At 64.7% G+C, this 22,850-nt stretch carries 20 protein-coding genes; 12 read left to right on the top strand and 8 right to left on the bottom strand.

The window, feature by feature from the left end:
* Nucleotides 1-18: 18 nt before the first annotated feature.
* Nucleotides 19-1,077 carry a glycerophosphodiester phosphodiesterase family protein gene (locus K5H97_RS05685; protein ID WP_028690177.1) on the bottom strand — a complete coding sequence of 353 codons (1,059 nt, stop codon included), beginning with the start codon at nucleotides 1,075-1,077 and terminating at the stop codon, nucleotides 19-21.
* Between the two features lie 140 nt (nucleotides 1,078-1,217).
* Between K5H97_RS05685 and K5H97_RS05680 the strand changes: the two genes are divergently transcribed.
* The 4 genes from K5H97_RS05680 to K5H97_RS05665 all read left to right on the top strand — a co-directional run bounded on the left by K5H97_RS05680 (nucleotide 1,218) and on the right by K5H97_RS05665 (nucleotide 6,448).
* On the top strand, nucleotides 1,218-2,234 hold the full coding sequence (locus K5H97_RS05680; RefSeq protein ID WP_028690178.1) for a DUF4917 family protein: 1,017 nt from the start codon (nucleotides 1,218-1,220) through the stop codon (nucleotides 2,232-2,234).
* Between the two features lie 76 nt (nucleotides 2,235-2,310).
* Nucleotides 2,311-2,832 (top strand): RNA polymerase sigma factor, encoded by a 522-nt coding sequence (locus K5H97_RS05675; RefSeq protein WP_028690179.1) that lies wholly within the window; start codon nucleotides 2,311-2,313, stop codon nucleotides 2,830-2,832.
* Complete coding sequence (locus K5H97_RS05670; RefSeq protein ID WP_028690180.1) at nucleotides 2,829-3,776, top strand: FecR family protein; 948 nt, start codon at nucleotides 2,829-2,831, stop codon at nucleotides 3,774-3,776. Before K5H97_RS05675 ends, K5H97_RS05670 begins: the two co-directional genes overlap by 4 nt.
* A 119-nt stretch (nucleotides 3,777-3,895) precedes the next feature.
* The gene (locus K5H97_RS05665) at nucleotides 3,896-6,448 is read left to right on the top strand and encodes a TonB-dependent receptor (protein WP_028690181.1); all 2,553 of its coding nucleotides are present in this window, start codon (nucleotides 3,896-3,898) and stop codon (nucleotides 6,446-6,448) included.
* Nucleotides 6,449-6,481: 33 nt separating this feature from the next.
* Here K5H97_RS05665 and K5H97_RS05660 read toward each other — a convergent pair whose 3' ends face one another.
* The 4 genes from K5H97_RS05660 to K5H97_RS05645 all read right to left on the bottom strand — a co-directional run bounded on the left by K5H97_RS05660 (nucleotide 6,482) and on the right by K5H97_RS05645 (nucleotide 9,411).
* On the bottom strand, nucleotides 6,482-6,976 hold the full coding sequence (locus K5H97_RS05660; RefSeq protein ID WP_028690182.1) for a helix-turn-helix transcriptional regulator: 495 nt from the start codon (nucleotides 6,974-6,976) through the stop codon (nucleotides 6,482-6,484).
* Entirely contained in the window at nucleotides 6,976-7,248 is a 273-nt protein-coding gene (locus tag K5H97_RS05655) for a hypothetical protein (protein WP_028690183.1), read from the bottom strand. The genes K5H97_RS05660 and K5H97_RS05655 overlap by 1 nt, the downstream gene beginning before the upstream one ends.
* A gap of 177 nt (nucleotides 7,249-7,425) precedes the next feature.
* Complete coding sequence (locus K5H97_RS05650) at nucleotides 7,426-8,646, bottom strand: class I SAM-dependent methyltransferase (protein ID WP_028690184.1); 1,221 nt, start codon at nucleotides 8,644-8,646, stop codon at nucleotides 7,426-7,428.
* A 156-nt stretch (nucleotides 8,647-8,802) separates the two neighbouring features.
* Complete coding sequence (locus K5H97_RS05645) at nucleotides 8,803-9,411, bottom strand: TPM domain-containing protein (RefSeq protein WP_028690185.1); 609 nt, start codon at nucleotides 9,409-9,411, stop codon at nucleotides 8,803-8,805.
* 203 nt (nucleotides 9,412-9,614) lie between these two features.
* On the opposite strand from K5H97_RS05645, the gene bglX reads away from it, so the two are divergent.
* The 7 genes from bglX (at nucleotide 9,615) to K5H97_RS05610 (ending at nucleotide 19,403) form a co-directional block, all read left to right on the top strand.
* On the top strand, nucleotides 9,615-11,906 hold the full coding sequence (gene bglX / locus K5H97_RS05640; RefSeq protein ID WP_028690186.1) for a beta-glucosidase BglX: 2,292 nt from the start codon (nucleotides 9,615-9,617) through the stop codon (nucleotides 11,904-11,906).
* A 118-nt stretch (nucleotides 11,907-12,024) separates the two neighbouring features.
* Nucleotides 12,025-13,782 (top strand): ATP-binding protein, encoded by a 1,758-nt coding sequence (locus tag K5H97_RS05635; protein ID WP_028690187.1) that lies wholly within the window; start codon nucleotides 12,025-12,027, stop codon nucleotides 13,780-13,782.
* Nucleotides 13,776-15,110 (top strand): sigma-54-dependent transcriptional regulator, encoded by a 1,335-nt coding sequence (locus tag K5H97_RS05630; RefSeq protein WP_028690188.1) that lies wholly within the window; start codon nucleotides 13,776-13,778, stop codon nucleotides 15,108-15,110. The genes K5H97_RS05635 and K5H97_RS05630 overlap by 7 nt, the downstream gene beginning before the upstream one ends.
* 259 nt (nucleotides 15,111-15,369) lie before the next feature.
* The gene (locus K5H97_RS05625) at nucleotides 15,370-16,689 is read left to right on the top strand and encodes an MFS transporter (protein WP_028690189.1); all 1,320 of its coding nucleotides are present in this window, start codon (nucleotides 15,370-15,372) and stop codon (nucleotides 16,687-16,689) included.
* 124 nt (nucleotides 16,690-16,813) lie between these two features.
* Nucleotides 16,814-17,965: a Fic family protein gene (locus K5H97_RS05620; RefSeq protein WP_028690190.1), complete on the top strand. Its 1,152-nt coding sequence runs from the start codon at nucleotides 16,814-16,816 to the stop codon at nucleotides 17,963-17,965.
* Nucleotides 17,966-18,313: 348 nt separating this feature from the next.
* The gene (locus K5H97_RS05615) at nucleotides 18,314-18,679 is read left to right on the top strand and encodes a hypothetical protein (protein ID WP_028690191.1); all 366 of its coding nucleotides are present in this window, start codon (nucleotides 18,314-18,316) and stop codon (nucleotides 18,677-18,679) included.
* Nucleotides 18,680-18,797: 118 nt separating this feature from the next.
* Nucleotides 18,798-19,403, top strand: coding sequence for a flavin reductase family protein (locus tag K5H97_RS05610; protein ID WP_028690192.1), 606 nt, complete (start codon nucleotides 18,798-18,800; stop codon nucleotides 19,401-19,403).
* Here K5H97_RS05610 and K5H97_RS05605 read toward each other — a convergent pair whose 3' ends face one another.
* A complete protein-coding gene (locus K5H97_RS05605; RefSeq protein ID WP_028690193.1) occupies nucleotides 19,404-19,637 on the bottom strand; it encodes a hypothetical protein in 234 nt (77 codons plus the stop codon).
* A gap of 42 nt (nucleotides 19,638-19,679) precedes the next feature.
* Complete coding sequence (locus K5H97_RS05600; protein WP_028690194.1) at nucleotides 19,680-19,973, bottom strand: putative quinol monooxygenase; 294 nt, start codon at nucleotides 19,971-19,973, stop codon at nucleotides 19,680-19,682.
* A gap of 202 nt (nucleotides 19,974-20,175) precedes the next feature.
* Here K5H97_RS05600 and K5H97_RS05595 point away from each other — a divergent pair, with 202 nt between their 5' ends.
* Nucleotides 20,176-21,096, top strand: coding sequence for an AraC family transcriptional regulator (locus K5H97_RS05595; RefSeq protein WP_028690195.1), 921 nt, complete (start codon nucleotides 20,176-20,178; stop codon nucleotides 21,094-21,096).
* Between the two features lie 73 nt (nucleotides 21,097-21,169).
* Here the strand turns inward: K5H97_RS05595 and K5H97_RS05590 are convergent, their stop codons facing one another.
* Complete coding sequence (locus K5H97_RS05590) at nucleotides 21,170-22,807, bottom strand: 5-guanidino-2-oxopentanoate decarboxylase (RefSeq protein WP_028690196.1); 1,638 nt, start codon at nucleotides 22,805-22,807, stop codon at nucleotides 21,170-21,172.
* Between the last annotated feature and the right edge of the window lie 43 nt (nucleotides 22,808-22,850).

The following is a 22,850-nucleotide window of genomic DNA, read 5'->3' as shown; positions in this document are numbered from 1 at the left end:
TGCCGATCATGTTGCCGTTCAGTAACCCAGCTTGCGCAGTAACTGGCCTTCGCTCTGTGGCATCGGTCGTTTATAGAAACGCATCAGCTCACCGGCACGGTTGGTGAAGATGCCATCGACGCCGGCCTTCATCGCCTTGTCGAAGTCCACCGCCTCGTCGAGGGTGTAGACGTGCACCAGCAGGCCTTTGTCATGACTGGCCTGGTTCATCCAGGGCTGAATCAGGTCGGAATAGCTCTGCTCGCCCAGGTGGGTGCGGATCGCCGAAGGGCCGGTGCCGATGGCGCCGCCGGCCTTGGCGTAGTCGAGCCAGCGCTCGAACTCGGCGCGGTCCTTGGGCTGCTGGCGGGCGTAGAAGGCCGACTTGTCCTGCTCGCCGGACTCGGCGAAGTCCTGCCCGGAGGCCGGTTCGATGCTGCCCTTGGCCACCCAAAGCAAGAGGATCTTCGGTACCTGCGGCATGGCTTCGTGCAGCAGCTTGAGGCTGTTGCGGTCGAAGGTCTGCAACACCACCCGGCCCGGCTTGTCGAGCCAGCCACGGGCTTCGAGGCGCTGCTTCAGATCTTGCTCGATGCCGGGGAACTGGGCCGGTTCCTTGGTCTCGATGTACAGGCCGGGGTGACGCTCGGGATTGCCTTCGGCGATGTCGATCACCTCGTCCAGGGTCAGGATGCGCTGGCCCTTGAACGCATCCCGGGCACGCTCGGGGTAGGCCTTGTTGAACCAGCTGCCGGCATCCAGCGCCTTGAGCTCGGCCAGGGTGAAGGCGCTGACCGGGCTGGCCTTGCGCTCCGGGTAACGTTCGGCGACGTCGCTGGTGCGCGCCAGCACATCGTCGTGGACCACCACCAGCACGCCATCGCGGGTGCGCTGCAGGTCCATTTCCAGGTAGTCGGCGCCCAGTTCACGGGCCAGCAGGTAGGCAGGGGTGGTGGACTCGGGCGCGTCGAACGAGGCGCCGCGGTGGGCGATCACGGCCGGGTGAGGGATGTCCTGGGCATTGGCAAGGTCCTTGCCATCAGTGGCATGGGCGGCAGTGCTCGCCAGCAGGGTGGCCAGGAGAAGGGTCTTGTACATGGGTAGTCCTTTGCAGATCGGGGCCGGCCTCTGGAAGCGCCGGCAAGGTCAACGGTGCAGTCCTTGAAGGCGCAAGCCTCGCACACTCTGCATGACATGCTAAAGTCCCTGGCGTTTCCGCCCCACCCAACGGACCACCCATGCCCGCACTCGACGCCCACCTGCCCTCCTGGGCCGACCTCAACCAGCGCCACCCCTGCACCGCCCTGCTGCTGGGCAACGGCGCCAGTCGCGCGCTGTGGAAGCCGTTCGGCTACTTCTCGTTGTTCGAGCAAGCCCAGCAGGTACGGCACAAGGCGCTGGGGGTGAGCGACCAGGCGCTGTTCAAGGCTTTGGGTAGCGAGCTGTTCGAGCCGGTGCTCAGCACCCTGAACACCACGGTACGGGCCAATGCCGCGCTGGCGATCAACTCCACCGCACCGCTGAACCGCTACTACTCGATCAAGGAGGCGCTGATCCACGCGGTGCGTGCCGTGCACCTGCCCTGGCCGCTGTTCCCCGCCGCGACGCGCACGGCCATCAACCAGGCGCTGCGCCAGTACCGTACCGTCTACACCAGCAACTACGACCTGATCCTGCCCTGGGCCGTGGCCCAGGATGCGCAAGGTTTTGCCAGCCTGTTCGACGAGCAGGGTTTCTTCGATGTGCGCCGCAGCGAGGTAGAAGGCATCCGCGTGCTGCACCTGCATGGCGGCATGCACCTGCTTAAACTACCCGACGGCAGCACCCGCCAGCGCGGCGCGGAACAGGCCGAGCTGCTCGAAGGCTTCGCCGTCAACATCCCTGGCGAAGTGCCGCTGTTCGTCAACGAGAGCCGCAGTGACGACAAGCTACGCGCCATCCGCCACTCGGACTACCTGTCCTGGAGCCTGGGCCAGCTGGCCCGCGAACAGGGTGGCCTGTGCCTGTTCGGCCAACACCTGGATGCCAGCGACCAGCACCTGCTCGAGGCCATCCGTCAGGCACGGCCACGGCACTTGTCAATCGCCATCCGACCATTGAGCGAGGCGTCGATCATCAACCAGAAGCAACACTTTATCGACCGTTTCGCCGACCTTGACCAGGTTTCACTGCATTTCTTCGATTCAACCAGTCATCCCTTGGGGTTGGCTGAGCTGGCGATTGCCGTACCCGCCAGCCACGCTCGTCGGCATTGAATCGGCCACTTTGCAAATGTAAATAATTCTCGATAAGATCCGCACCCTTTCCTCCACGCCAGCCCGGAAAGCGTGCATGCAGCGCCCCAAGCCCGACCCTGTCGCCCACGGTTTCTATGCCGACATCCTGCATTTCCTGCGCAAGCACATGAACAATGCCAGCGATGCCGCAGACATGACCCAGGATGTGTTCGCCCAGTGGCTGGGCTATCGGGACCGGGCCAAGGTGGAACAGCCGCGCGCGTTCCTGTTCCAGGTGGCGCGCAACCTGCTGAGCGACCATTGGCGACGGCAAAAAGTCCGCCACGCGGTTTTGGCCGACGACACCCTGCCCGAGGCCCATGACACGTCCGCCAATGACCCGCTGGATCACGCCCAGCAGCAGCAACGACTGAATCAATTGCGCCAGGTGCTCGCCGAACTCTCGCCGCGACGCCGCGAAGCCCTTATGCTCCACCGTTTCGAAGGCCTGACCCAGGCCCAGATCGCCGAACGCATGAACATTTCCGTCAGCATGGTCGAGAAGCACATCGCCGCCGCCCTGCTGCAATGCAAGCAACGCCTGGACAGTGACAACGGCACGGAGCAGTTCCCATGACCCCCACCGACGAGCTCGACCCGCGCCCGATCGACGCCCAGGCGGCGAGCTGGTTCAGCCGCAACCGCAACCAGCCGTCGCGCCAGGAGCGCAAGGCCTTCGCCCTGTGGATGCAGACGCCCGAGCACACCCGTGCCTATCGTCAGTTCGAACAGTTGTGGGATGACCTGGCCGCGCTCAAACAGGCCAACCGCCCCGTGCCCTTGCCGATGCGCCGCACGCCACGCTGGCGCCCGGCCCTGGCAGCCGCGGCGGCCCTGCTCTGTGCGGTGCTGGCGGGCAATCTGGGGGCGGGCAGCACCGCCTTCAGCCAGTACATCGCCGCCGGCCAGGCCCTGCAGCCCCTGCAACTGCCCGACGGCAGCCAGCTCTTCGTCAACGCCCAGACTCGCCTGCGCCTGGACTTCAGCGCCGAGCGCCGACTGATCCATCTCGACCACGGCCAGTTGTACATCGAGGTGGCACCCGACAAGGAGCGCCCCCTGTTCGTCGACGCCGGCAGCGGCCAGGTGCGCGTGGTCGGTACCGGCTTCGACCTGCGCCGTGGCGAGCGCGAACTGGTGGTGGCGGTCGCCCACGGTCAGGTGGCGTTCGATACGCCGGGTGAGCGACAACCACCCGTGCTGCTCGGTGCCCGACAGGGCGTCACCTACGACCTGGCGCGCGGCAGCCTGACCCGCCACGAACTCGGTGAGCAGCAGGTCGCCGACTGGCGCGAAGGCCATGTGAGCTTCCGCAACCGCGAGCTGGCCAGCCTGGTCGACGAGCTCGGCCTGTATCGCCAGCAGCCGGTGGTGCTGGCCGATCCGGCGCTCGGCCGCTACAAGGTGTCCGGCAACCTCGACGTGCGCGATCCGGACGCCCTGCTCAATGCCCTGCCTGCGCTGTTGCCGGTCAAGACAACCTTGCTCGCCGATGGGCGCCTGCGCATCGAGCGGCGTTAAAAAATAATTTGAGAATTTTTATCATTCGCAGGTGAGGTTTTATCGCAACGCCGCGTCTTCCTCCCCGCCTGCTGTTTGATGGCGGGCTTTTTCCGGCCTTTTGCCGTTTGGGGGAATCCATGTTGTCCGCGTTGCGTCCATTGCACTGCCTGCCTGCCCGACCCACCCTGCTGGCCCTGTGCCTGGCCATGAGCCTGGCCGCTGAAGCCGCGCCGGTACCCTTCGACCTGCCTGCACAACCGCTGGCCCGTTCGTTGAGTCAGCTGGCCCAGCAGGCCAAGGTCCAGTTGCTGTTCGACGAGGCCCTGCTCGGCAGCGCACAGGCACCGGCACTCAAGGGAGATTTCGAGGCCGAGGCGGCCATCGGGCGCCTGCTGGTGGGCAGCCGCTTCAGTGTCGTGCGCATGGGCAACACCTACGTGGTACGCCTGCGCGAGGACGCCCCGAGTGCCGACAACAGCATCCAGCTCGGCGCCTTGAGCATCGTCGGCGACGGCAAGCAGGTGGAGCCCGGCAACGTCGGACGCTCGACCCTCGACCAGGAACAGATCGACCGCTACCAACCGAACAACATCCCCAGCGTACTGGCCACCTTGCCCGGCGTGAACATGGGCGGCTCGGCCAAACCCGGCGGCCAGACCATCAACATCTGGGGCCTGGGCGACGCCGAGGACGTGCCGATGACCCTTGATGGCGCGCCCAAGAGCGGCTTCGAGCGTTACCAGCAAGGCACGATCTTCATCGAGCCGGAACTGATCAAGCACATCGAGGTGGACAAGGGTCCCCATTCGGTGAAGACCGGCAACGGCGGCTTCGGCGGCAGCGTCAACATGCAGACCAAGGACGCCGGCGACCTGCTGCAGGAAGGTCGCGACAGTGGCGCCATGCTCAAATATGGCTACGCCAGCAACGACCATCAGCAGATCTACAGCTCGGCGCTGTTCGGCCGCAGCGATGACAGGCGCTTCGACGGCCTGGTCTATTACACCAAACGCGACGGCGGCAACCTGAAAATGGCCGACAACCTGCCGGACCCGAACAACCAGTGGCCGGTCAACCCCAAGCGCGTGCCCTACAGCGCCTTGGACCTGGACGGCATGCTGCTCAAGGGCAACGTCCACTTCACCGACGAGCACAGCCTGGGCCTTTCCTACTCGCGCTCCGAAACCGACCGCTGGACCACCTTCGCCGCCACCGCCTACCCGGCGCCACCCTCGGCCGCGGACATCAAGAAGTATGGCTACGAAGGCTCTCTCAAACGCTTCCTGGCCTATCGCACCACCATCGACACCACCTGGTCGGCCACCTACAAGTACCAGCCCATCGAGAATCCGTGGGTCGATTTGCAGGTGAAATACTCCGAGTCCGACACCAAGCAGACCGACGAGCGTGAAGCCACGGCGTTCTTCCAGCCGGCCACCGGTGGTCGCAAGATGGACACCGAGTACAAGGACCGCATGCTCGATGTGAAGAACACCAGCACCTTCCTTACTGGACCGCTGGAGCATGCGCTTACCGCTGGCGTACAGCTTCGTCGCCACGATCGCGACACGCAGATGTGGATGCCCGGCAAGACCTATGAAGTGCCCAAGTACAACTATGGCCACTACCAGCCCTACTTCATGCCCAGCGGCCAGGTCCACAGCCAGGGCTACTACCTGCAGGACGCCGTCACCCTGGGCAGCGTGACCATCACTCCGTCATTGCGCTATGACCACGTCACCAACGAGGGCAAGCCCAACCAGGCGCCCTACTACAACAACCCGGCCGCCGGCCACGACTACAGCGACAAGACCTACAGCGGCTGGTCGCCACGCCTGTCGCTGTTCTGGAAGGCCACCGAACAGACCGTGCTGTTTGCCGACTACAGCAAGACCTGGCGCGCCCCCGTGCTGGATGAGCAGTACGAGGTGCAAGGCGTGGGAAGCCGCACGTCCACCAGCCGCGACCTTGACCCGGAACGCATTACCGGCGTGCGCGTGGGCAGCATCAGTGATTTCTCCAACGTGTTTGTTCAGGGCGACAGCGCCCAGGTACGCACGACCTTGTTCCGCAACAAGATCACCGACGAGATCTTCAAGGCCACTGGCGTCGGCTGCCAGGAGCAACTGGTCACTGGCGGCAGCATCGCCAACACCTGCGGCGGTGGCCTGATGGGCAACTACCGCAACATCGGCGACGTGGAGTACAAGGGCTTCGAGATCGAGACGTTCTACGATTCCACCTACCTGTTCGGCGCGGTATCGTACGCCTGGATGGAAGGTCGCCATGAGGGCGCCTATACCAACCCTTGGGGCCCCGACGTATGGGCCAAGGATGTGCCGGCGCCGAAATGGATCACCACCCTGGGGGTCAAGATTCCGTCCTGGGACGCCCGTGTCGGCTGGACCGCACAATTCGTCGGCGCCACCCGCCACCTGCCCAGTGACAAATACTTCGAGGGCCCGGCCAGCGCCCTCGGTGACCGCTACTACGACAACTTCGGCAACGAGAAGTACGAAATTCACGGCCTGTTCGCCAACTGGAAACCCCAACAGCCGTACCTCAAGGGCACCGAGGTCAACCTGACCGTGGACAACCTGTTCAACAAGGCAATCCGACCGGAATTGTCAGGCGAGAACGCCTATACCCAAGGGCGCAATGCCAAGATCAGCGTGACCCGGTTCTTCTGAGTCTGTCCAACGGCGATGATGCAAAGGACTGCATCACCTGCCACTCGCCACCCGTTCCTGGGCCCTGGCGACATTCACCTGCATCGCCACGACAGCCAGTTCGTGAAGCGCCTGGCCCACGGCGTGGGTACCACGTTCCTGCATCCAGGCCAGGATGTCGGCCAGGTGCCAGAGCGAAAGGCTGCCGTCATGCACCGGGGCCGGGAAAGTGCGGTGATGCGTGAGCATGAGCTTGCGCATGTTCTGTCGGGACACCCCCACCAGCGTCGCCACATCGGTCAGGCCGACCAGGTCAGGACTGGCTTCGATCAGGCGGGCCTCCGGCAAGACCTGCCGGACATTCTCCAGGGCGCTGTGCACCGCTTCCCGCGCAGTCTTGCCCTCGCGGGAGAAAGCCAGGGCCAGGCGTCCGGGCTGACCACTACCGACCACCGCGTCATCGCAACCGGCCTCTCCCAGAAGCTCGATCAGTGCATCGACGTCCACACCGTCGTGCAATTGGTACTTGAGGGTGAATTCGTACTCCATCACTTTCGCTCCACTGGCTGTTTGACGATCCCGCGCATCGATGTGCAGTTGTCCACGACCCGGCGCAACTGGCGAGCGAAGGTGCCCGGATTTCTGGGTGTGCTCCACACGCTGGTGATGCAGAACTCGCCACAGCGGCATTCGCGGTCGTTGTTGGGGCAATAGATCCGCCCCCAGCAGTGGCCGCCCCGCACCGTGACTTTCCAGCCCTGCGCCTCAGCGTGTGCCAAGGACTGCTCGACTTCCTTGTTTGGATGGAGGGGACGGGCCATCGATTGAGCTCCAGTATGGGCATGGGAAGAAGGTTGTCAAGTGACAACCCAGTAACGCCGACGGGCGTCACCACAAGCCAGACTAGGTGCCAGGAAGGCTGCAACATACTCAGAAAAGCTCTTTCGGAAACGGCCTAACCGAAACGGGGAAGGTGCTGTAGGTCCAGGCGAGGTCGATCACCCAGCGATCAGGCCATCCGCCTGCAGCAGGGTTTCCAGGCAATGCTCGCGTATCCCATAGAACGCCTTGAGCTCGGCGATCTTCTCCAGCAGCGCCGCATTGTCCTGGGGCTGTCGGCGCTTGACCGCAAGAATCATCTTGTTCTTGTTGGTGTGCTCGAGCGAGATGAATTCGAACACCTTGGTCTCGTAGCCACAGGCCTCAAGATAGAGTGCCCGCAGGCTGTCAGTGAGCATTTCAGCCTGCTGCCCCAGGTGCAGCCCGTATTGCAGCATCGGTTGCAACAGGCCGGGGCTGCGCAGTTGCGGACGAACCTGCTTGTGGCAACACGGCGAGCACATGATGATCGCGGCCTTGCAGCGAATGCCGGTATGGATGGCGTAGTCGGTGGCAATGTCGCAGGCATGCAGGGCGATCATCACGTCGATGGCTTCAGGCACCACGCTGCGCACATCACCGCATTCGAACACCAGGCCCGGATGCTCCAGGCGAGCGGCGGCGGCGTTGCACAGCTCGACCATGTCCGCGCGCAATTCGACACCGGTGACCTGCGCCTCACGCCCTAGGGTATTGCGCAGGTAATCGTGCATGGCGAAGGTCAAGTAGCCCTTGCCCGAGCCGAAGTCGGCGACTTTGAGCGTCTGTTGCGCACTCACCGGCGCGCTGCTCAAGGCATGGTCGAAGACTTCGATGAACTTGTTGATCTGCTTCCACTTGCGCGACATCGAGGGGATCAGCGCACCTTGACCGTCGGTCACCCCCAGGTCGCGCAGGAACGGTCGCGACAGTTCCAGGTAGCGCTTCTTTTCGCGGTCGTGCCCGCCAGCCCCGGTCTCGCGTGGCGTCGGCTGGGCCAGGTGGCGGCGCAGCATCGGCTTGCCCTTCTTGCTGAATTCCAGTTGCACCTCGCCGGCGGCGGTGAACAGGTGCGCGTTGCGAAAGCTTTCCGGCAGCAGCTCGGTCACCAGCGCCAGCGCCGGGTCCAGCCCCAGGTTGCGGGTGATGTCGCGGGTCTGATGACGGTAGACCAGCGACAGGCAGGCCTGCCCCTTGATCTGCACCGGTTTGGCGATGATCCGCTGCAGGGTCTGGTCGGCGCCGACATGGCGGGCCAACACCAGCTTGCTCAGGCTGCCATCGGCCAGGGCGTCGGCGAGCAGGTTCAGGAACTGGGCACGCGCGTCCGGCGCGGTGGGGGCTGAAGAAGGGGACGACATGGGAACGGGTGCCTCGGAATGCGGGGGCGCAATGCGCAATGCCCGGCATTCTACGTCGATGGTGATCCTCACGAAACCAGCACCCGGCGTAATGCACCGGCTTCACCGGTGTTTGCGGGGCAAGCCCGCTGCGACTCGCCTCCGGTCTGATCAGACTCAGTCGAGAATCACCAGGCGGTTGGGCAGCTCGTTGCGCGCATGGGTGGGCGGCACGTGTTCGCTGAGCAGCTCGCCGCAGGCCTCGATGCATTCGACGAAACCCTGCAGGGTATGACCCAGGCGCACCTGCTCGGTGAAGCGGGCAACAATCGCCTCGCGTGCCTGCTCCGGCAGGTGTCGGGCAATGCCTTCGTCAACCAGGATCTCGACATGACGCTCGGCTTCGCTGACGAAGATCAACACCCCGGTGGCACCGGCGGTACGCTGTAGATTGAGTTCAAGAAACTGCTGGCGGGCCAGGCCCGAGGCACGTCGGCGCCGCAGCACCGACGGCACCACCCAGGCCGCCAGACGCGGATGGCGCAGCAGCAGGCACAGGCTGATGAAGGTCAGCATCTGCGCCAGCAGCAGGCCATTGACGCCGATACCGCCCAGCCACAGGTGCAATGCGCCGGGGATCAGCAAGGCCAGAAGGGCGGCCCAGAGTAACGGCAGGTAGGGAAAGTCGTCGGCGCGGCGGGCCAGCACGGTCACCAGCTCCGCATCGGTACGCCGCTCGGCGCGGGCGATCGCCTCGGCGATCTGGCGCTGTTCGTATTCGGTCATGCCATCGTCTCTCGAGCGTTCTTATCGTTGTTATCCCGGCAATCGGGTGGGCGAGAGTGTATCTCAACAAGCGCTTCATATAAGGCATAATCCGCGACTGCGCTGGATCATGGATGAATGATCCACAGAACCGCCAGCGGACGCGACAGCTACAAGCGTACGAAACGTCTCGACCAGCCGCTTATCACTCGACAACGGAATTGATGATGAAACTGTCTTTGCTGGGCCTGGCCATGGGCCTTGCCAGTCAGGCGGCCCTTGCCGCCCCCACCGCCGCGCCCCTGCAAGACAAGCAGGCGTTCATCGACCACCTGGTCGGCCAGATGACCGAGGCCGAGAAAATCGGCCAGTTGCGCCTGATCAGCATCGGCCCCGAGATGCCCCGCGACAAGATCCGCGAGGAAATCGCCGCCGGACGCATCGGTGGCACCTTCAACTCGCGCACCGCCCCCGAGAACCGGCCGATGCAGGACGCGGCCATGCGCAGCCGCCTGAAGATCCCGATGTTCTTCGCCTACGACACCATCCACGGCGAGCGCACCATTTTCCCGATCGGCTTGGGCCTTGCCTCGTCCTGGGACATGGATGCCATCGCCAAGGTCGGCCGCACCTCGGCCATCGAGGCCGCCGCCGATTCCCTGGACATGACCTTCGCGCCGATGGTCGATATCGCCCGCGACCCGCGCTGGGGCCGCACCAGCGAGGGCTTCGGCGAGGACACCTACCTGACCTCGAGGATCGGTCAGGTGATGGTCAAGTCGTTCCAGGGCTCGAGCCCGGCCAACGCCGACAGCATCATGGCTATCGTCAAGCACTTCGCCCTCTACGGCGCGGTCGAGGGCGGGCGCGACTACAACACGGTCGATATGAGCCTGCCGAAGATGTACAACGACTACTTGCCACCCTACCGCGCAGCGCTCGACGCCGGTGCCGGCGGGGTAATGGTCGCGCTGAACTCAATCAACGGCGTGCCGGCCACCTCCAACACCTGGCTGATGAACGACCTGCTGCGCAAGGAGTGGGGCTTCAAGGGTGTGACCATCAGCGACCACGGCGCCATCCAGGAACTGATCCGCCATGGCGTGGCCCGCGACGGCCGGGAAGCGGCCAAGCTGGCGATCAAGGCCGGCATCGACATGAGCATGAACGACACGCTCTACGGCGAAGAGCTGCCGGGGCTGCTGAAGTCCGGCGAAGTCAGCCAGGCCGAGCTGGACCAGGCAGTGCGCGAAGTGCTGGGCGCCAAGTACGACATGGGGCTGTTCAAGGACCCCTATGTACGCATTCCCAAGGCCGATACCGACCTGAAGGACTATTACGCCGAAGACCGCCTGCACCGTGACGCCGCTCGCGACGTGGCACGCCGTGGCCTGGTGCTGCTGGAAAACCGCGAGCAGACCCTGCCGCTGAAGAAGTCCGGCACCATCGCCCTGGTCGGCCCCCTGGCCGACGCGCCGATCGACATGATGGGCAGCTGGGCCGCTGACGGTAAACCGCAGCATTCGGTCACCGTGCGCGAGGGGCTGCGCCGCGCAGTCGAAGGCAAGGCCAAACTGGTCTACGCCAAGGGTTCGAACGTGACCGGCGACAAGGCCATGTTCGACTACCTGAACTTCCTCAACTTCGACGCGCCGGAAATCGTCGATGACCCACGTCCCGCCGCCGTGCTGATCGACGAAGCGGTCAAGGCGGCCAAGCAGGCGGATGTGGTGGTGGCCGTGGTCGGCGAGTCCCGTGGCATGTCCCACGAATCGTCGAGCCGTACCACCCTGGAAATCCCAGCGGTACAACGTGACCTGATCAAGGCGCTGAAGGCCACCGGCAAGCCCCTGGTGCTGGTGCTGATGAACGGCCGCCCGCTGTCGATCGCCTGGGAGCGCGAACAGGCCGATGCCATCCTCGAGACTTGGTTCAGCGGTACCGAGGGCGGCAACGCCATCGCCGACGTGCTGTTCGGCGACTACAACCCGTCCGGTCGCCTGGCCATCACCTTCCCGCGCTCGGTCGGGCAGATCCCGATGTACTACAACCACATGCGCATCGGCCGCCCGTTCACCCCGGGCAAGCCGGGCAACTACACCTCGCAGTACTTCGAGGAGCCGAACGGCCCGCTGTACCCGTTCGGCTACGGCCTGAGCTACACCCGTTTCGAGCTGTCGGGGCTGGCGCTGTCGCAGAAGGCACTCAAGCGTGGCGACACCCTGCAGGCCAAGGTGACGGTGAAGAACACCGGCAAGCGTGACGGCGAGACCGTGGTGCAGCTGTATATCCAGGACCAGAGCGCGTCGATGAGCCGCCCGGTCAAGGAATTGAAGAACTTCCAGAAACTGATGCTCAAGGCAGGCGAAGCGCGAACCTTGACCTTCGACATCAGTGAGCAGGACCTGAAGTTCTACAATGGCCAACTGCAGCACGTCGCCGAGGCTGGCCAGTTCAATGTCCAGATCGGCCTCGACTCGCAGGCGGTACAGCAACAGAGCTTCGAGCTGCGTTAAGCAGGATCGGCCCCTTCGCGAGGCAAGCCGGCTTCCACAGGACCCTCTGCAATCCTGTGGGAGCGGGCTTGCCCCGCGATAAGGCTGGCACAGACAACCAAGATCCCGGATCCGCCCCATGCCCTCATCCTTCCGCGCCCTGCGCCTGGGTTTGATCATCCTGCTGATCCTGGTCGGCACCACCCTCAGCGCCGGCTGGGCCATGCACCAGGCCAAGCGCCAGGCCATGGAAACCGACGCCCGCCGGGCCAGCGAACAACTGGGGTTGTACGCCAACGCCCTGCACACTCTGATTGAGCGCTACCGCGCCCTGCCCGCAGTGCTGGCGCTGGATCCAGAGCTGATTGCAGCCCTGCGCGGCCCAGTCACCGAGCCGGTGCAGGACGCCCTGAACCGCAAGCTCGAACGCATCAACGGCGCCGCCAACTCCTCCACCCTGGAGCTGCTCGACCGCACGGGCCTGGCCATCGCCGCCAGCAACTGGCGCCTGCCGACCACCTATGTCGGTTCCAACTACGGCTTTCGCCCCTATTTCAAGCAGACCCGCAGCCAGGGCAGCGGCCGCTTCTACGCGGTCGGCGTGACCAGCGGCGTGCCGGGCTACTTCCTGTCCAGCGCGGTAGACGACGAACACGGCCGCTTCCTCGGCGCCATGGTGGTCAAGCTGGAGTTCCCGGAGCTCGAGCGCGAGTGGCGCCAAGGCAGCGATATCCTGCTGGTCAGCGATGCCCGCGGCATCACTTTCATCGCCAATCAGGACGGTTGGCGCTACCGTGAGCTGCAACCGCTGTCCGGCGCCGACCGCGCCGAGCTGGCCGAAACCCGCCAGTATGACAAGCAACCGCTGGTGCCCCTGCAGCACCAGGTCCTGACCCGCTTCACCGACACCAGCCACCTGACCCGCGTCCAGGGCCCGGATGGCACCGCCGAGTACCTGTGGGAGCGCCTGCCGCTGGAGGCCGAAGGCTGGACCCTGCACCTGCTGCGCAAGCCACAGGTCGCCGAGGACGGGCGCAACGCCGCCCTCGCCGCCGCGGCCATCTGGCTGAGCCTGGTGTTCGCCGCACTGTTCGTCAGCCAGCGCCTGCGCCTGGCCCGACTGCGCCAACGCAGCCGACAAGAGCTCAAGCGCCTGGTCGAAGAGCGCACCCGCGAGCTGCATACCGCCCAGGAAGGCCTGGTGCAGTCAGCCAAGCTGGCGGCGCTGGGGCAGATGTCGGCAGCCCTGGCCCATGAAATCAACCAGCCGCTGACCACCCAGCGCATGCAATTGGAAACCCTGCGCCTGCTGCTCGACCATGGCCGCCATGACGAAGCGCGCCAGGCCTTGGAGCCTCTGGAGCAGATGCTGAGCCGCATGGCCGCGCTCACCGGCCACCTGAAGACCTTCGCCCGCAACAGCCCCGGCGGCCTGCGCGAGCGCCTGGACCTGGCCACGGTGGTCGACCAGGCGCTGCACCTGCTGGACACCCGCATCCGTGCCGAAGGCGTCGAAGTGGCGCTGTACCTGGCACGCCCGGCCTGGGTCCGCGGCGACGCGATCCGCCTGGAGCAGGTGCTGATCAACCTGCTGCGCAACGCCATCGACGCCATGGCCGACAAGCGTTACAAACGCCTGGAGATCCGCATCGAGGCCGACGATGCGCAGTGGCGCCTGAGCGTGCTCGATTCCGGTGGTGGTATCCTCGACTGCGACCTGGACCGGGTCTTCGATCCGTTCTTCACCACCAAGCCGGTCGGTGAGGGGCTGGGGCTGGGCCTGGCCATCTCCTATGGCATCGTCATCGACGCCGGTGGTCGCCTGCAGGTCGAGAACCTGCCGGGCGGTGCCCGCTTCAGCCTCACCCTGCCGCGCGACCTGGAGCCTGTATGTTGAATTCGGTGATCGTCGTCGACGACGAAGCGAGCATCCGCACCGCGGTGGAACAGTGGCTGAGCCTGTCGGGCTTCAACGTGCAGCTGTTCGCCCGCGCCGAGGACTGCCTGGACAGGCTCGAGCCGCACTTCCCCGGGGTGATCCTCAGCGACGTGCGCATGCCCGGTATGTCCGGCTTGCAGCTGCTCGAACGGTTGCAGGCAAGCAATCCCGACCTGCCGGTGATCCTGCTCACCGGCCATGGCGACGTGCCCATGGCGGTGGAAGCCATGCGCAATGGCGCCTATGACTTCCTGGAGAAACCGTTCACCCCGCAACACCTGATGGGCAGCCTGCGCCGGGCCCTGGAAAAGCGCCAGCTGGTCCTGGAGAACCGCCGCCTGCATGAACAGGCCGACCTCAAGGCACAACTGGAGAACACCCTGCTGGGCATGTCCCAAGGCTTGTTGCAACTGCGCCGTCAGGTGCTTGAGCTGGCCGGCCTGCCGGTCAACGTGCTGATTCGTGGCGAAACCGGCAGCGGCAAGGAGCGCGTGGCGCGCTGCCTGCACGACTTCGGCCCGCGCGCCGACAAGCCCTTCGTCGCCCTCAACTGCGCGGCCATTCCCGAGACGCTCTTCGAAGCCGAGCTGTTCGGCCATGAGAGCGGCGCATTCACCGGCGCCCAGGGCAAGCGTATCGGCAAGCTGGAGTACGCCAATGGCGGCACCGTGTTCCTCGACGAAATCGAGAGCATGCCGCTGGCCCAGCAGGCCAAGCTGCTGCGGGTGATCCAGGAACACAAGCTCGAGCGACTGGGCGCCAACCAGAGCATCAGCGTCGACTTGCGCATCATTGCCGCGACCAAGCCGGACTTGCTGGAGGAAGCCCGCGCCGGGCGCTTTCGCGAAGACCTGGCCTACCGCCTGAACGTCGCCGAACTGAGACTGGCGCCCCTGCGCGAGCGGCGCGAGGACATCCCATTGCTGTTCGAGCATTTCGCCCGCGCCGCCGCCGAACGCCTCGGACGCAGCGCCCCGCCGCTGACCGGCGTGCAACTGGCGCGCCTGCTGGCTCACGATTGGCCGGGCAATGTGCGCGAGCTGGCCAATGCCGCCGAACGGCATGCCTTGGGGCTGGGCTCGCCGGCCCTGGAGATCGAGTCCGGTGGGCAATCACTGGTCGAGCAGATGGAAGCGTTCGAGGCCCAGTGCCTGCGCGCGGCACTGCGCCAGCACAAGGGTGAGATCAAGGGCGTGATGGAGGCCTTGCAACTGCCGCGGCGCACACTCAATGAAAAGATGCAGCGGCATGGGTTGGTGAGAGAGGACTTTCTTGAGCGCGAATGAGCGGATTATTGCTCAGTATTTCAGGACAACAAGCGGAAAACCGCCTATCCGTTGCCGTTGTTTCACACCTCATCGCGGGGCAAGCCCGCTCCCACGAAGGTCCTTGAAACGCAGGCGGCACAGGCTTTGCGTGGGAGCGGGCTTGCCCCGCGATGCCCTCGAATGGATCACCACGCACTCATCTGGCACACCTCCTGCAAAACCCTTCTCAAGCTGCGCCTCGAGCGCGCTCCACAAAAACAACGAGAAGGTATCCCTGATGGATAACGCCAGCACTCTGCCCACCGGGGCGGCCGTTGCGCCCGCCGCGCAAAAGTCCACCGCCAGCCGCCTCAAATCGATCTTCAGTGGCTCCATCGGCAACATGGTCGAATGGTACGACTGGTATGTCTACGCCGCATTTTCGCTGTACTTCGCCAAGGCCTTCTTCCCCGCCGGCGACACCACCGCCCAACTGCTCAACACCGCCGCGATCTTCGCCGTGGGCTTCCTCATGCGCCCGATAGGCGGCTGGCTGATGGGCCTGTACGCCGACCGCAAGGGCCGCAAGGCGGCACTGATGGCCTCTGTACTGCTGATGTGCGCAGGCTCCCTGGTCATCGCCCTGACGCCGGGCTACGAGACCATCGGCGTCGCCGCGCCGATCCTGCTGGTCATCGCCCGCCTGATGCAGGGCCTGTCGGTAGGTGGTGAGTACGGCACCTCGGCCACTTATCTCAGCGAGATGGCCAGCAAGGAACGCCGTGGCTTCTTCTCCAGTTTCCAGTACGTCACCCTGATCTCGGGCCAGCTCATCGCCCTGGCGGTGCTGATCGTCCTGCAGAACACCCTGACCACCGAGGAGCTGTATGCCTGGGGCTGGCGCGTACCGTTCGTGATCGGCGCGCTATGCGCGGTGGTCGCCCTGTACCTGCGCCGCGGCATGGAAGAGACCGCCTCCTTCACCAAGAAGGAAAAATCCAAGGAAAGCCTGATGCGTACCCTGCTGCGCCATCCCAAGGAGCTGATGACCGTGGTCGGTCTGACCATGGGCGGTACCCTGGCCTTCTACACCTACACCACCTACATGCAGAAATACCTGGTCAACACCGTGGGCATGAGCATCAGCGACTCGACCACCATCTCGGCGGCCACGCTGTTCCTGTTCATGTGCCTGCAGCCGGTGATCGGCGGGCTGTCCGACAAGATTGGCCGACGCCCTATCCTGATCGCCTTCGGCGTGCTCGGCACCCTCTTCACCGTGCCGATCCTCAGCACCCTGCACACCATCCAGACCTGGTGGGGCGCGTTCTTCCTGATCATGGCCGCGCTGATCATCGTCAGCGGCTACACCTCGATCAACGCCGTGGTGAAGGCCGAACTGTTCCCGACCGAAATCCGCGCCCTGGGCGTCGGCCTGCCGTACGCGCTGACCGTGTCGATCTTCGGCGGCACCGCCGAGTATGTGGCCCTGTGGTTCAAGAGCATCGGCATGGAGACCGGCTTCTACTGGTACGTCACCGCCTGCATCGCTTGCTCGCTGTTGGTGTACGCGACCATGAAGGACACCAAGCAGCATTCGCGGATCACCACCGACTGATCCCTCCTCGCAGAACTGAAAAGGGGCGCTGCGGATGACCGTGCGCCCCTTTTTAAGGATTGTGAGCCGAATAATAGCGCCATTCGGCTCACACAATGAGCCGAATGGCGCTATTATTCGGCTCATGAACCCAAAAGCGCATACGGCTGCCGACACCGTCTGGGTCTGGCAGCAGGCCGACTGGCCCGACTTTCGTTGGGACGCATCACAACTGGCAACCTTGCTCAGAGACTGCGTCCAGGCGCAGGGCTGCCTGCTGGGCAGAGCGGGGGCGGTGACCGAGGCCAATGCCAACCTCGATACGCTCGATACCCTGCTGCAGAACATTGTCACATCCTCGGCCATCGAGGGTGAGCAGCTCAATGTGGAGTCCGTCCGCTCTTCCCTGGCCCGCCGGCTCGGCATCGCGGAGCCGGGTATGACCACGACACGCAGCGAGGGCCTGGCCGAACTGATGGTGGATGCGGCCATGGGCTATGTTCGGCCACTGGATCAACAGCGCCTGTTCCTGTGGCACCGCTGGCTGTTTCCCGAACCTGACGATTCACTCGCACCGCCCCTGCCAGTCGGTGAATGGCGCGACGATGCTCCAATGCAAGTGGTATCGGGGCGTATCGACAAACCCAGGGTGCATTTCGAAGCACCGCCGCGTGCCGGCCTGGAGCAGCGGGTGCGGCAGTTCATCGACTGGTTTGAAAATAGCCGCAGCGATCGGCAACTCGACCCCCTGCTACGCGCGGGGCTCGCCCATTTCTGGTTCGTCACCTTGCACCCCTTCGCCGATGGCAACGGCCGCCTGGCGCGCGCCATCACAGACCTGGCATTGGCCCAGGGCGAGCAGCGTGCGGTCCGTTTCTACGCCATGTCCAGCAGCATCCTGGAAGACCGGGCCGGCTACTACGCAGTCCTTGAAAGCAGCCAGCGCGGCGACCTGGACGTCACACAATGGCTGGCCTGGTTCCTGTCCACCTTGCTGCGCAGCCTCCAGCAAGCGCTGGTGCGCATCGACCGGGTGCTGGCCAAGGCGCGCTTCTGGCTGATCCATCGTGACGATGGCTTGTTGCCCGAACAGGTCAAGGTGCTCAACCGCCTGCTCGATGGTGGGCCTCGCGGGTTCGAGGCCGGTATCAGCGCCAGCCAGTACCAGGCGGTGGCCAAGGTCTCCAAGGCCACGGCCACCCGGCACCTTGTCGACCTGCTGGACAAGCATTGCCTGGTTCGTCTGCCCGGCGGCGGGCGTAGCACCCGATACAGGGTGAATACCCAAGAGACCTGAGCAGGGCTGGTCAACGAGCGCCCTGAACAGCTCGCTCCCCGCTGTACCTCGCGTCACTGGTAACAGGTCGCTATCTCATGGAAAGCCGCTTCTTCCCTTAATTCCCAATTAACTGCCTGGGCCCATTCTGAAATGGCCCTGCCACTGACCTGCCCTTCCGAAACCGATGGGAACGGCGTTGGGCGGTGGCTGGGGCGCCAATGGCAGCTTCCTGACATTACCCGCGCCACTATCAATCGATTTAATCGATTCTAATTTGCTATTTTTTGCGCTTTTTAATCAATTTAATGGGCGTAGCATTGAACCCATAGAAACAACAACCCCAAGCAACCCACCGGAGCAACGACCATGAAAAACCAACTGATCCTCACCCTCGCCCTCTCTGTTCTGGCCACTGGCGCCTTCGCCGAAGACGGTTTCGACCGTACCGGCGCCCACACCTTCGCTGCCGTACAGAGTCAGTCGGCCACCTACGCAGAAGATGGCTTCGATCGTACCGGCGGCCAGCGCTTCGCTGAAGATGGCTTTGATCGCACCGGCGGCCAGCGCTTCGCCGAAGACGGCTTCGATCGCACCGGCGGCCAGCGCTTCGCCGAAGACGGCTTTGATCGCACTGGCGGCCAGCGCTTCGCCGAAGATGGCTTCGACCGCACCGGCGGCCAGCGCTTCGCAGAAGACGGCTTCGACCGCACCAACGGCCACCGCCTCAGCTGATCGCTGAGGCGCGGTACCAGCCCGGCTTCGGCCGGGCTTGATTATTTGCAGCCGGGCCAAGCCTTGGCACACTAGGCGCCTTGTCCCCCACCAGGAAGGGCCTCGCGGCCTTGCGCAGATGTACTACTACGAACCCGCCAAAGGCCACGGCCTGCCCCACGACCCGTTCAACGCCATCGTCGGCCCACGGCCCATCGGCTGGATCTCCAGCCACGACCGCGAAGGCCGCCTGAACCTGGCGCCCTACAGCTTCTTCAACGCCTTCAACTACATCCCTCCGATCATCGGTTTCTGCAGCGTCGGGCGCAAAGACAGCCTGAACAACATCGAGCAGACCGGAGAGTTCGTCTGGAACCTGGCCACCCGTCCGCTGGCGCAGCAGATGAACCAGAGCTGCGCCGCCGTGACGGCGGATGTCGACGAGTTCGCGCTCAGCGGCCTCACCCCGACCGCCTCGAATGTGGTCAAGGTGCCGCGTGTCGGCGAAAGCCCGGTGAGTTTCGAATGCAAGGTCAGCCAGATCGTCCAGCTCAAGCGTGCGGACCAGGAAGTGGTGCCCAGCTGGCTGATCCTCGGCGAGGTGGTGGCGGTGCACATCGCCGAGCACCTGCTGAAAGACGGTATCTACGACACCGCCGCCGCCGAGCCGATCCTGCGTGGCGGCGGCCCGGCCGACTACTTTGCGCTGGGCGAGCTGTTCAAGATGGCTCGGCCACAGGCCTGATCAGAAAATCAGCTCACCTTCCTCGCCCACGCCCTGCAGGCGTTCGAGTTCGGCACAAGCGGCCTCGTCGGCCGCGATCGCCGACTGGAACACCTGCCCGTCCAGCACTTTGTGAAAGCGCGGCGCGCCGCCCATGACCAGGGCCTTCACGGCAATCGCCGCGTGGTAGCCGCCGCCTTGTACCGGGACCATTGCCGAAACCGCTTCGAAGTGGGGGAATTCTCTACGTGCCATGTCGCTCTGCGCCTGTGTGATCGAGGGACGACATTTTACACGCTAGGCGAACGTATGCAGGTCGAGGCTGCTGACCACCTGCTCCTGCACCAGCTCACCAAATACGTCGAGGGTGGGCGAGGCGAAATAGCCACTCATCGCCTGCTGGTCGCACCAGCTGCCGCTGAGCAGCCACAGGTCGGCATCGACCTGCGAGCGCTGCACGCTGAAGCTCAGGCAGCCCGGCGCACGCCGCGACGGCTCGAGCAGGTCGCGCAGGCGCACGCCAAGTTCCGCGGATCGACCGTTGCTGGCGCGGATGAAAGCCAGGTGTGTGACCGGTTGCTGCTGGCTCATGAACGATCTCCTTGAAGCGCTACGGACGGGAAAACCAGGCTGCCAAGGTTAGGGGGTCGCCCACGCGGAACGTTAGGCCATTACTGCCGGCCGATTGCCTGATCCTGCAACGGAGCAGGATCAGGCAATCGATCTGCAGCTTTCGACTAGCGCCTGCCATTGCCCAAACCTATGCTGCGTCCGTCAGCAGAGGAATACCGCCATGAGTTCATCCACGTCCCTCGATCCGCTTCTGGAGCAGCAACGCCAGGAGCTGGCCGGACTGATCCGGCGTCACGCCCAAATCCCCCATGGCTCGGTGTCGGCCATCGAAGACCTGTACCTGACCCGCTACGAAGAGGATGTACGCGGCATGCCGGCCCTGGCACAACCGGCCTTGTGTATCCTGGCCCAGGGCAGCAAGACATTGTTCCTGGGCGACGAGCGCTATACCTACGACCCGCTGCACTACATGGTGGTCTCGGTGACGCTGCCCATTACCGGCGCCCTGCTCGAGGCCAGCCCGGAGAACCCCTGCCTGGGTTTGCGCCTGGATATCGACCCGGCACAGATCAGCCAGCTGATCGCCGAGAGCGGGCCGATACTGGTCCCCGGCCAGGCTTCCGGCCGTGGACTGTTCGTGGAGAAAAGCGATCCGCAGTTGCTCGACACGCTGCTGCGCCTGGTGCGCTTGCTCGACAGCCCGCGGGATATCGCCGTGCTCGCCCCACTGGTGCGCCGCGAGCTGATGTATCGCGTGCTGCGTGGCCCCCAGGGCTGGCGTCTGTGCGAGATCGCCCTGTCCAGCAGCCAGACCCACCGGGTATGCCAGGCCATCGCCTGGCTCAACCGGCATTACCAGGAGCCCTTGCGCATCGAGGACCTGGCACGCGAGGTCAACCTCAGCACCTCGACCCTGCACCACCGTTTCAAGGCGGTGACCTCGATGAGCCCGTTGCAGTACCAGAAGCAGCTGCGCCTGCAGGAGGCGCGGCGACTGATGCTCAATGACGGGCTGGAGGCCGCGGTGGCTGGCTACCGGGTGGGCTATGAAAGTCCGTCGCAGTTCAGCCGCGAGTACAGCCGCTTGTACGGAGCACCGCCGATTCGCGACGTGGCGCGCCTGCGCGCCAGCGCCAGCTGAAAAGAGACAAACATTGGACGACCGTAGGATCGGGCTTGCCCCGCGATCGACGGCAAAGCCCTCGCTACTGCGCTCAGGCTAGTACCGCCTGCTGCCACCGGCCTTGATCCACCTGGATCAAGGTCGGTCCCTGACGCTCCACTGCCCGGCCCAACGCCGCCTGCAACTGCCCCACATCGCCCACGTCCTCTGCCTCGGCCCCCAGCGCCAGCGCCACGCCAATGAAGTCCGGGGTATGGATGTCCACGCCAACCGGCTCGATCGCCCGGTTGACCATGTACTTCTTGATTTCCTCGTACCCCTGGTTGTTCCACAGCAGCACGATCAGCGGCACCTGCGCCTCGACCGCGCTGGCCAGCTCGGGCAAGGTGAACTGCAACCCGCCGTCACCGATAAGGCACACCACCGGCGCGCGTTCGGCGGGCGACTCGGCGCTGCCCAACCAGGCGCCCATGGCGGCCGGCAACGCGTAGCCCAGCGTGCCGTAACCGGTCGAGGCATTGAACCAGCGGCGCGGCCTGGCCATGTCCAGGGTCAGGTTGCCGGTATAGACCGGCTGGGTCGAATCGCCCACCAGGATGGCGTCCGGCAGGGTTTGCAGGATGCTGGTCAGCAGACGGGTCTGGCTCAGGGTCGGCTGGTCCCAACTGGCCGCGTTGTCCTGGCGCAGGCGGGCGGCCCGCGCCGCTCCCCAATCGCTATCACGCGGCGGTTGCGCCTGCAGGTTCAGGGCTACCAGCAGCGCTTCGGTGGCCTGGGCGGCATCGCCCACCAGGGCCAGTTCTGGCAGGTAATTGCGTACTGTCTGGTCAGGGTCGATATCGATCCGCAGCAGGCTGCCGGGAATCTCGAAACCGCCCTTGAAGGTCACGTCGTAGTCGGTTTCGGCCAGTTCGGTGCCGATGGCCAGCACCACGTCGGCCTCGGCCACCAGCGCGCGGGTGGCAGACAGGGTCTGGGTCGAACCGATCTGCAGCGGATGGTTGGCGGGCAACAACCCCTTGGCGTTGATGGTCAGCGCCACCGGCGCCTGCAGGTGCTCGGCCAGTCGCGCCAGCGCGGTGCCCGCCTCCAGCGCACCGCCACCGGCCAGGATCAGCGGACACCGCGCCTTGGCCAGGCGCACGGCCATGCGCTGCACGATCTGTGGCGCGGCGCCGGCACGGGTGGTACGCACCACGCGGCCCGGCAACAGATGATCGGCGGGTTCCACCAGCACATCCAGCGGGATCTCGATATGCACAGGGCGAGGCCGGCCACCGTCGAACACGGCGAAGGCCCGGGCCAGCACCTCAGGCAGGTCATCGGCGCTCATCAGCGTGTGCGAGAACACCGCCACCCCCGCTACCAGCCCGGCCTGGTTGGGCAGCTCATGCAGCTTGCCACGGCCGCCGCCCAGCTGGTTGCGCGATTGCACGCTGGAAATCACCAGCATCGGAATCGAGTCGGCATAGGCCTGGCCCATGGCGGTGGTGATGTTGGTCATGCCCGGGCCGGTGATGATGAAACACACGCCAGGCTTACCCCGGGTACGCGCGTAGCCATCGGCCATGAACCCGGCACCCTGCTCGTGGCGGGGGGTGATGTGACGGATCGAGGAAGCGGCCAGGCCGCGGTAGAGTTCCACGGTATGCACGCCGGGAATGCCAAAGACATGATCGACGCCATAGCCTTCGAGGAGTTTGACCAGCACTTCACCACAGGTTGCCATCATCGAGTACCCGATTCTTGTTAAGACCTGTGCTCATGGAAAC

It is taken from the genome of Pseudomonas mosselii, assembly GCF_019823065.1.
Classification (GTDB): domain Bacteria; phylum Pseudomonadota; class Gammaproteobacteria; order Pseudomonadales; family Pseudomonadaceae; genus Aquipseudomonas; species Aquipseudomonas mosselii.
Note: the sequence above shows the minus strand (reverse complement) of the source record. Positions and strands in the feature narration are given on the sequence as shown.

What these genes read in the sequence shown, in the direction of transcription:
- K5H97_RS05650 (WP_028690184.1), bottom strand. Translation starts at nt 8,646, where the DNA reads ATGTCGTCCCCTTCTTCAGCCCCCACCGCGCCGGACGCGCGTGCCCAG.
- K5H97_RS05600 (WP_028690194.1), bottom strand. Translation starts at nt 19,973, where the DNA reads ATGAGCCAGCAGCAACCGGTCACACACCTGGCTTTCATCCGCGCCAGC.
- K5H97_RS05645 (WP_028690185.1), bottom strand. Translation starts at nt 9,411, where the DNA reads ATGACCGAATACGAACAGCGCCAGATCGCCGAGGCGATCGCCCGCGCC.
- K5H97_RS05665 (WP_028690181.1), top strand. Translation starts at nt 3,896, where the DNA reads ATGTTGTCCGCGTTGCGTCCATTGCACTGCCTGCCTGCCCGACCCACC.
- K5H97_RS05685 (WP_028690177.1), bottom strand. Translation starts at nt 1,077, where the DNA reads ATGTACAAGACCCTTCTCCTGGCCACCCTGCTGGCGAGCACTGCCGCC.
- K5H97_RS05590 (WP_028690196.1), bottom strand. Translation starts at nt 22,807, where the DNA reads ATGGCAACCTGTGGTGAAGTGCTGGTCAAACTCCTCGAAGGCTATGGC.
- K5H97_RS05625 (WP_028690189.1), top strand. Translation starts at nt 15,370, where the DNA reads ATGGATAACGCCAGCACTCTGCCCACCGGGGCGGCCGTTGCGCCCGCC.
- K5H97_RS05660 (WP_028690182.1), bottom strand. Translation starts at nt 6,976, where the DNA reads ATGGAGTACGAATTCACCCTCAAGTACCAATTGCACGACGGTGTGGAC.
- K5H97_RS05670 (WP_028690180.1), top strand. Translation starts at nt 2,829, where the DNA reads ATGACCCCCACCGACGAGCTCGACCCGCGCCCGATCGACGCCCAGGCG.
- K5H97_RS05610 (WP_028690192.1), top strand. Translation starts at nt 18,798, where the DNA reads ATGTACTACTACGAACCCGCCAAAGGCCACGGCCTGCCCCACGACCCG.
- K5H97_RS05605 (WP_028690193.1), bottom strand. Translation starts at nt 19,637, where the DNA reads ATGGCACGTAGAGAATTCCCCCACTTCGAAGCGGTTTCGGCAATGGTC.
- K5H97_RS05680 (WP_028690178.1), top strand. Translation starts at nt 1,218, where the DNA reads ATGCCCGCACTCGACGCCCACCTGCCCTCCTGGGCCGACCTCAACCAG.
- K5H97_RS05635 (WP_028690187.1), top strand. Translation starts at nt 12,025, where the DNA reads ATGCCCTCATCCTTCCGCGCCCTGCGCCTGGGTTTGATCATCCTGCTG.
- K5H97_RS05595 (WP_028690195.1), top strand. Translation starts at nt 20,176, where the DNA reads ATGAGTTCATCCACGTCCCTCGATCCGCTTCTGGAGCAGCAACGCCAG.
- K5H97_RS05675 (WP_028690179.1), top strand. Translation starts at nt 2,311, where the DNA reads ATGCAGCGCCCCAAGCCCGACCCTGTCGCCCACGGTTTCTATGCCGAC.
- bglX (WP_028690186.1), top strand. Translation starts at nt 9,615, where the DNA reads ATGATGAAACTGTCTTTGCTGGGCCTGGCCATGGGCCTTGCCAGTCAG.
- K5H97_RS05615 (WP_028690191.1), top strand. Translation starts at nt 18,314, where the DNA reads ATGAAAAACCAACTGATCCTCACCCTCGCCCTCTCTGTTCTGGCCACT.
- K5H97_RS05630 (WP_028690188.1), top strand. Translation starts at nt 13,776, where the DNA reads ATGTTGAATTCGGTGATCGTCGTCGACGACGAAGCGAGCATCCGCACC.
- K5H97_RS05620 (WP_028690190.1), top strand. Translation starts at nt 16,814, where the DNA reads ATGAACCCAAAAGCGCATACGGCTGCCGACACCGTCTGGGTCTGGCAG.
- K5H97_RS05655 (WP_028690183.1), bottom strand. Translation starts at nt 7,248, where the DNA reads ATGGCCCGTCCCCTCCATCCAAACAAGGAAGTCGAGCAGTCCTTGGCA.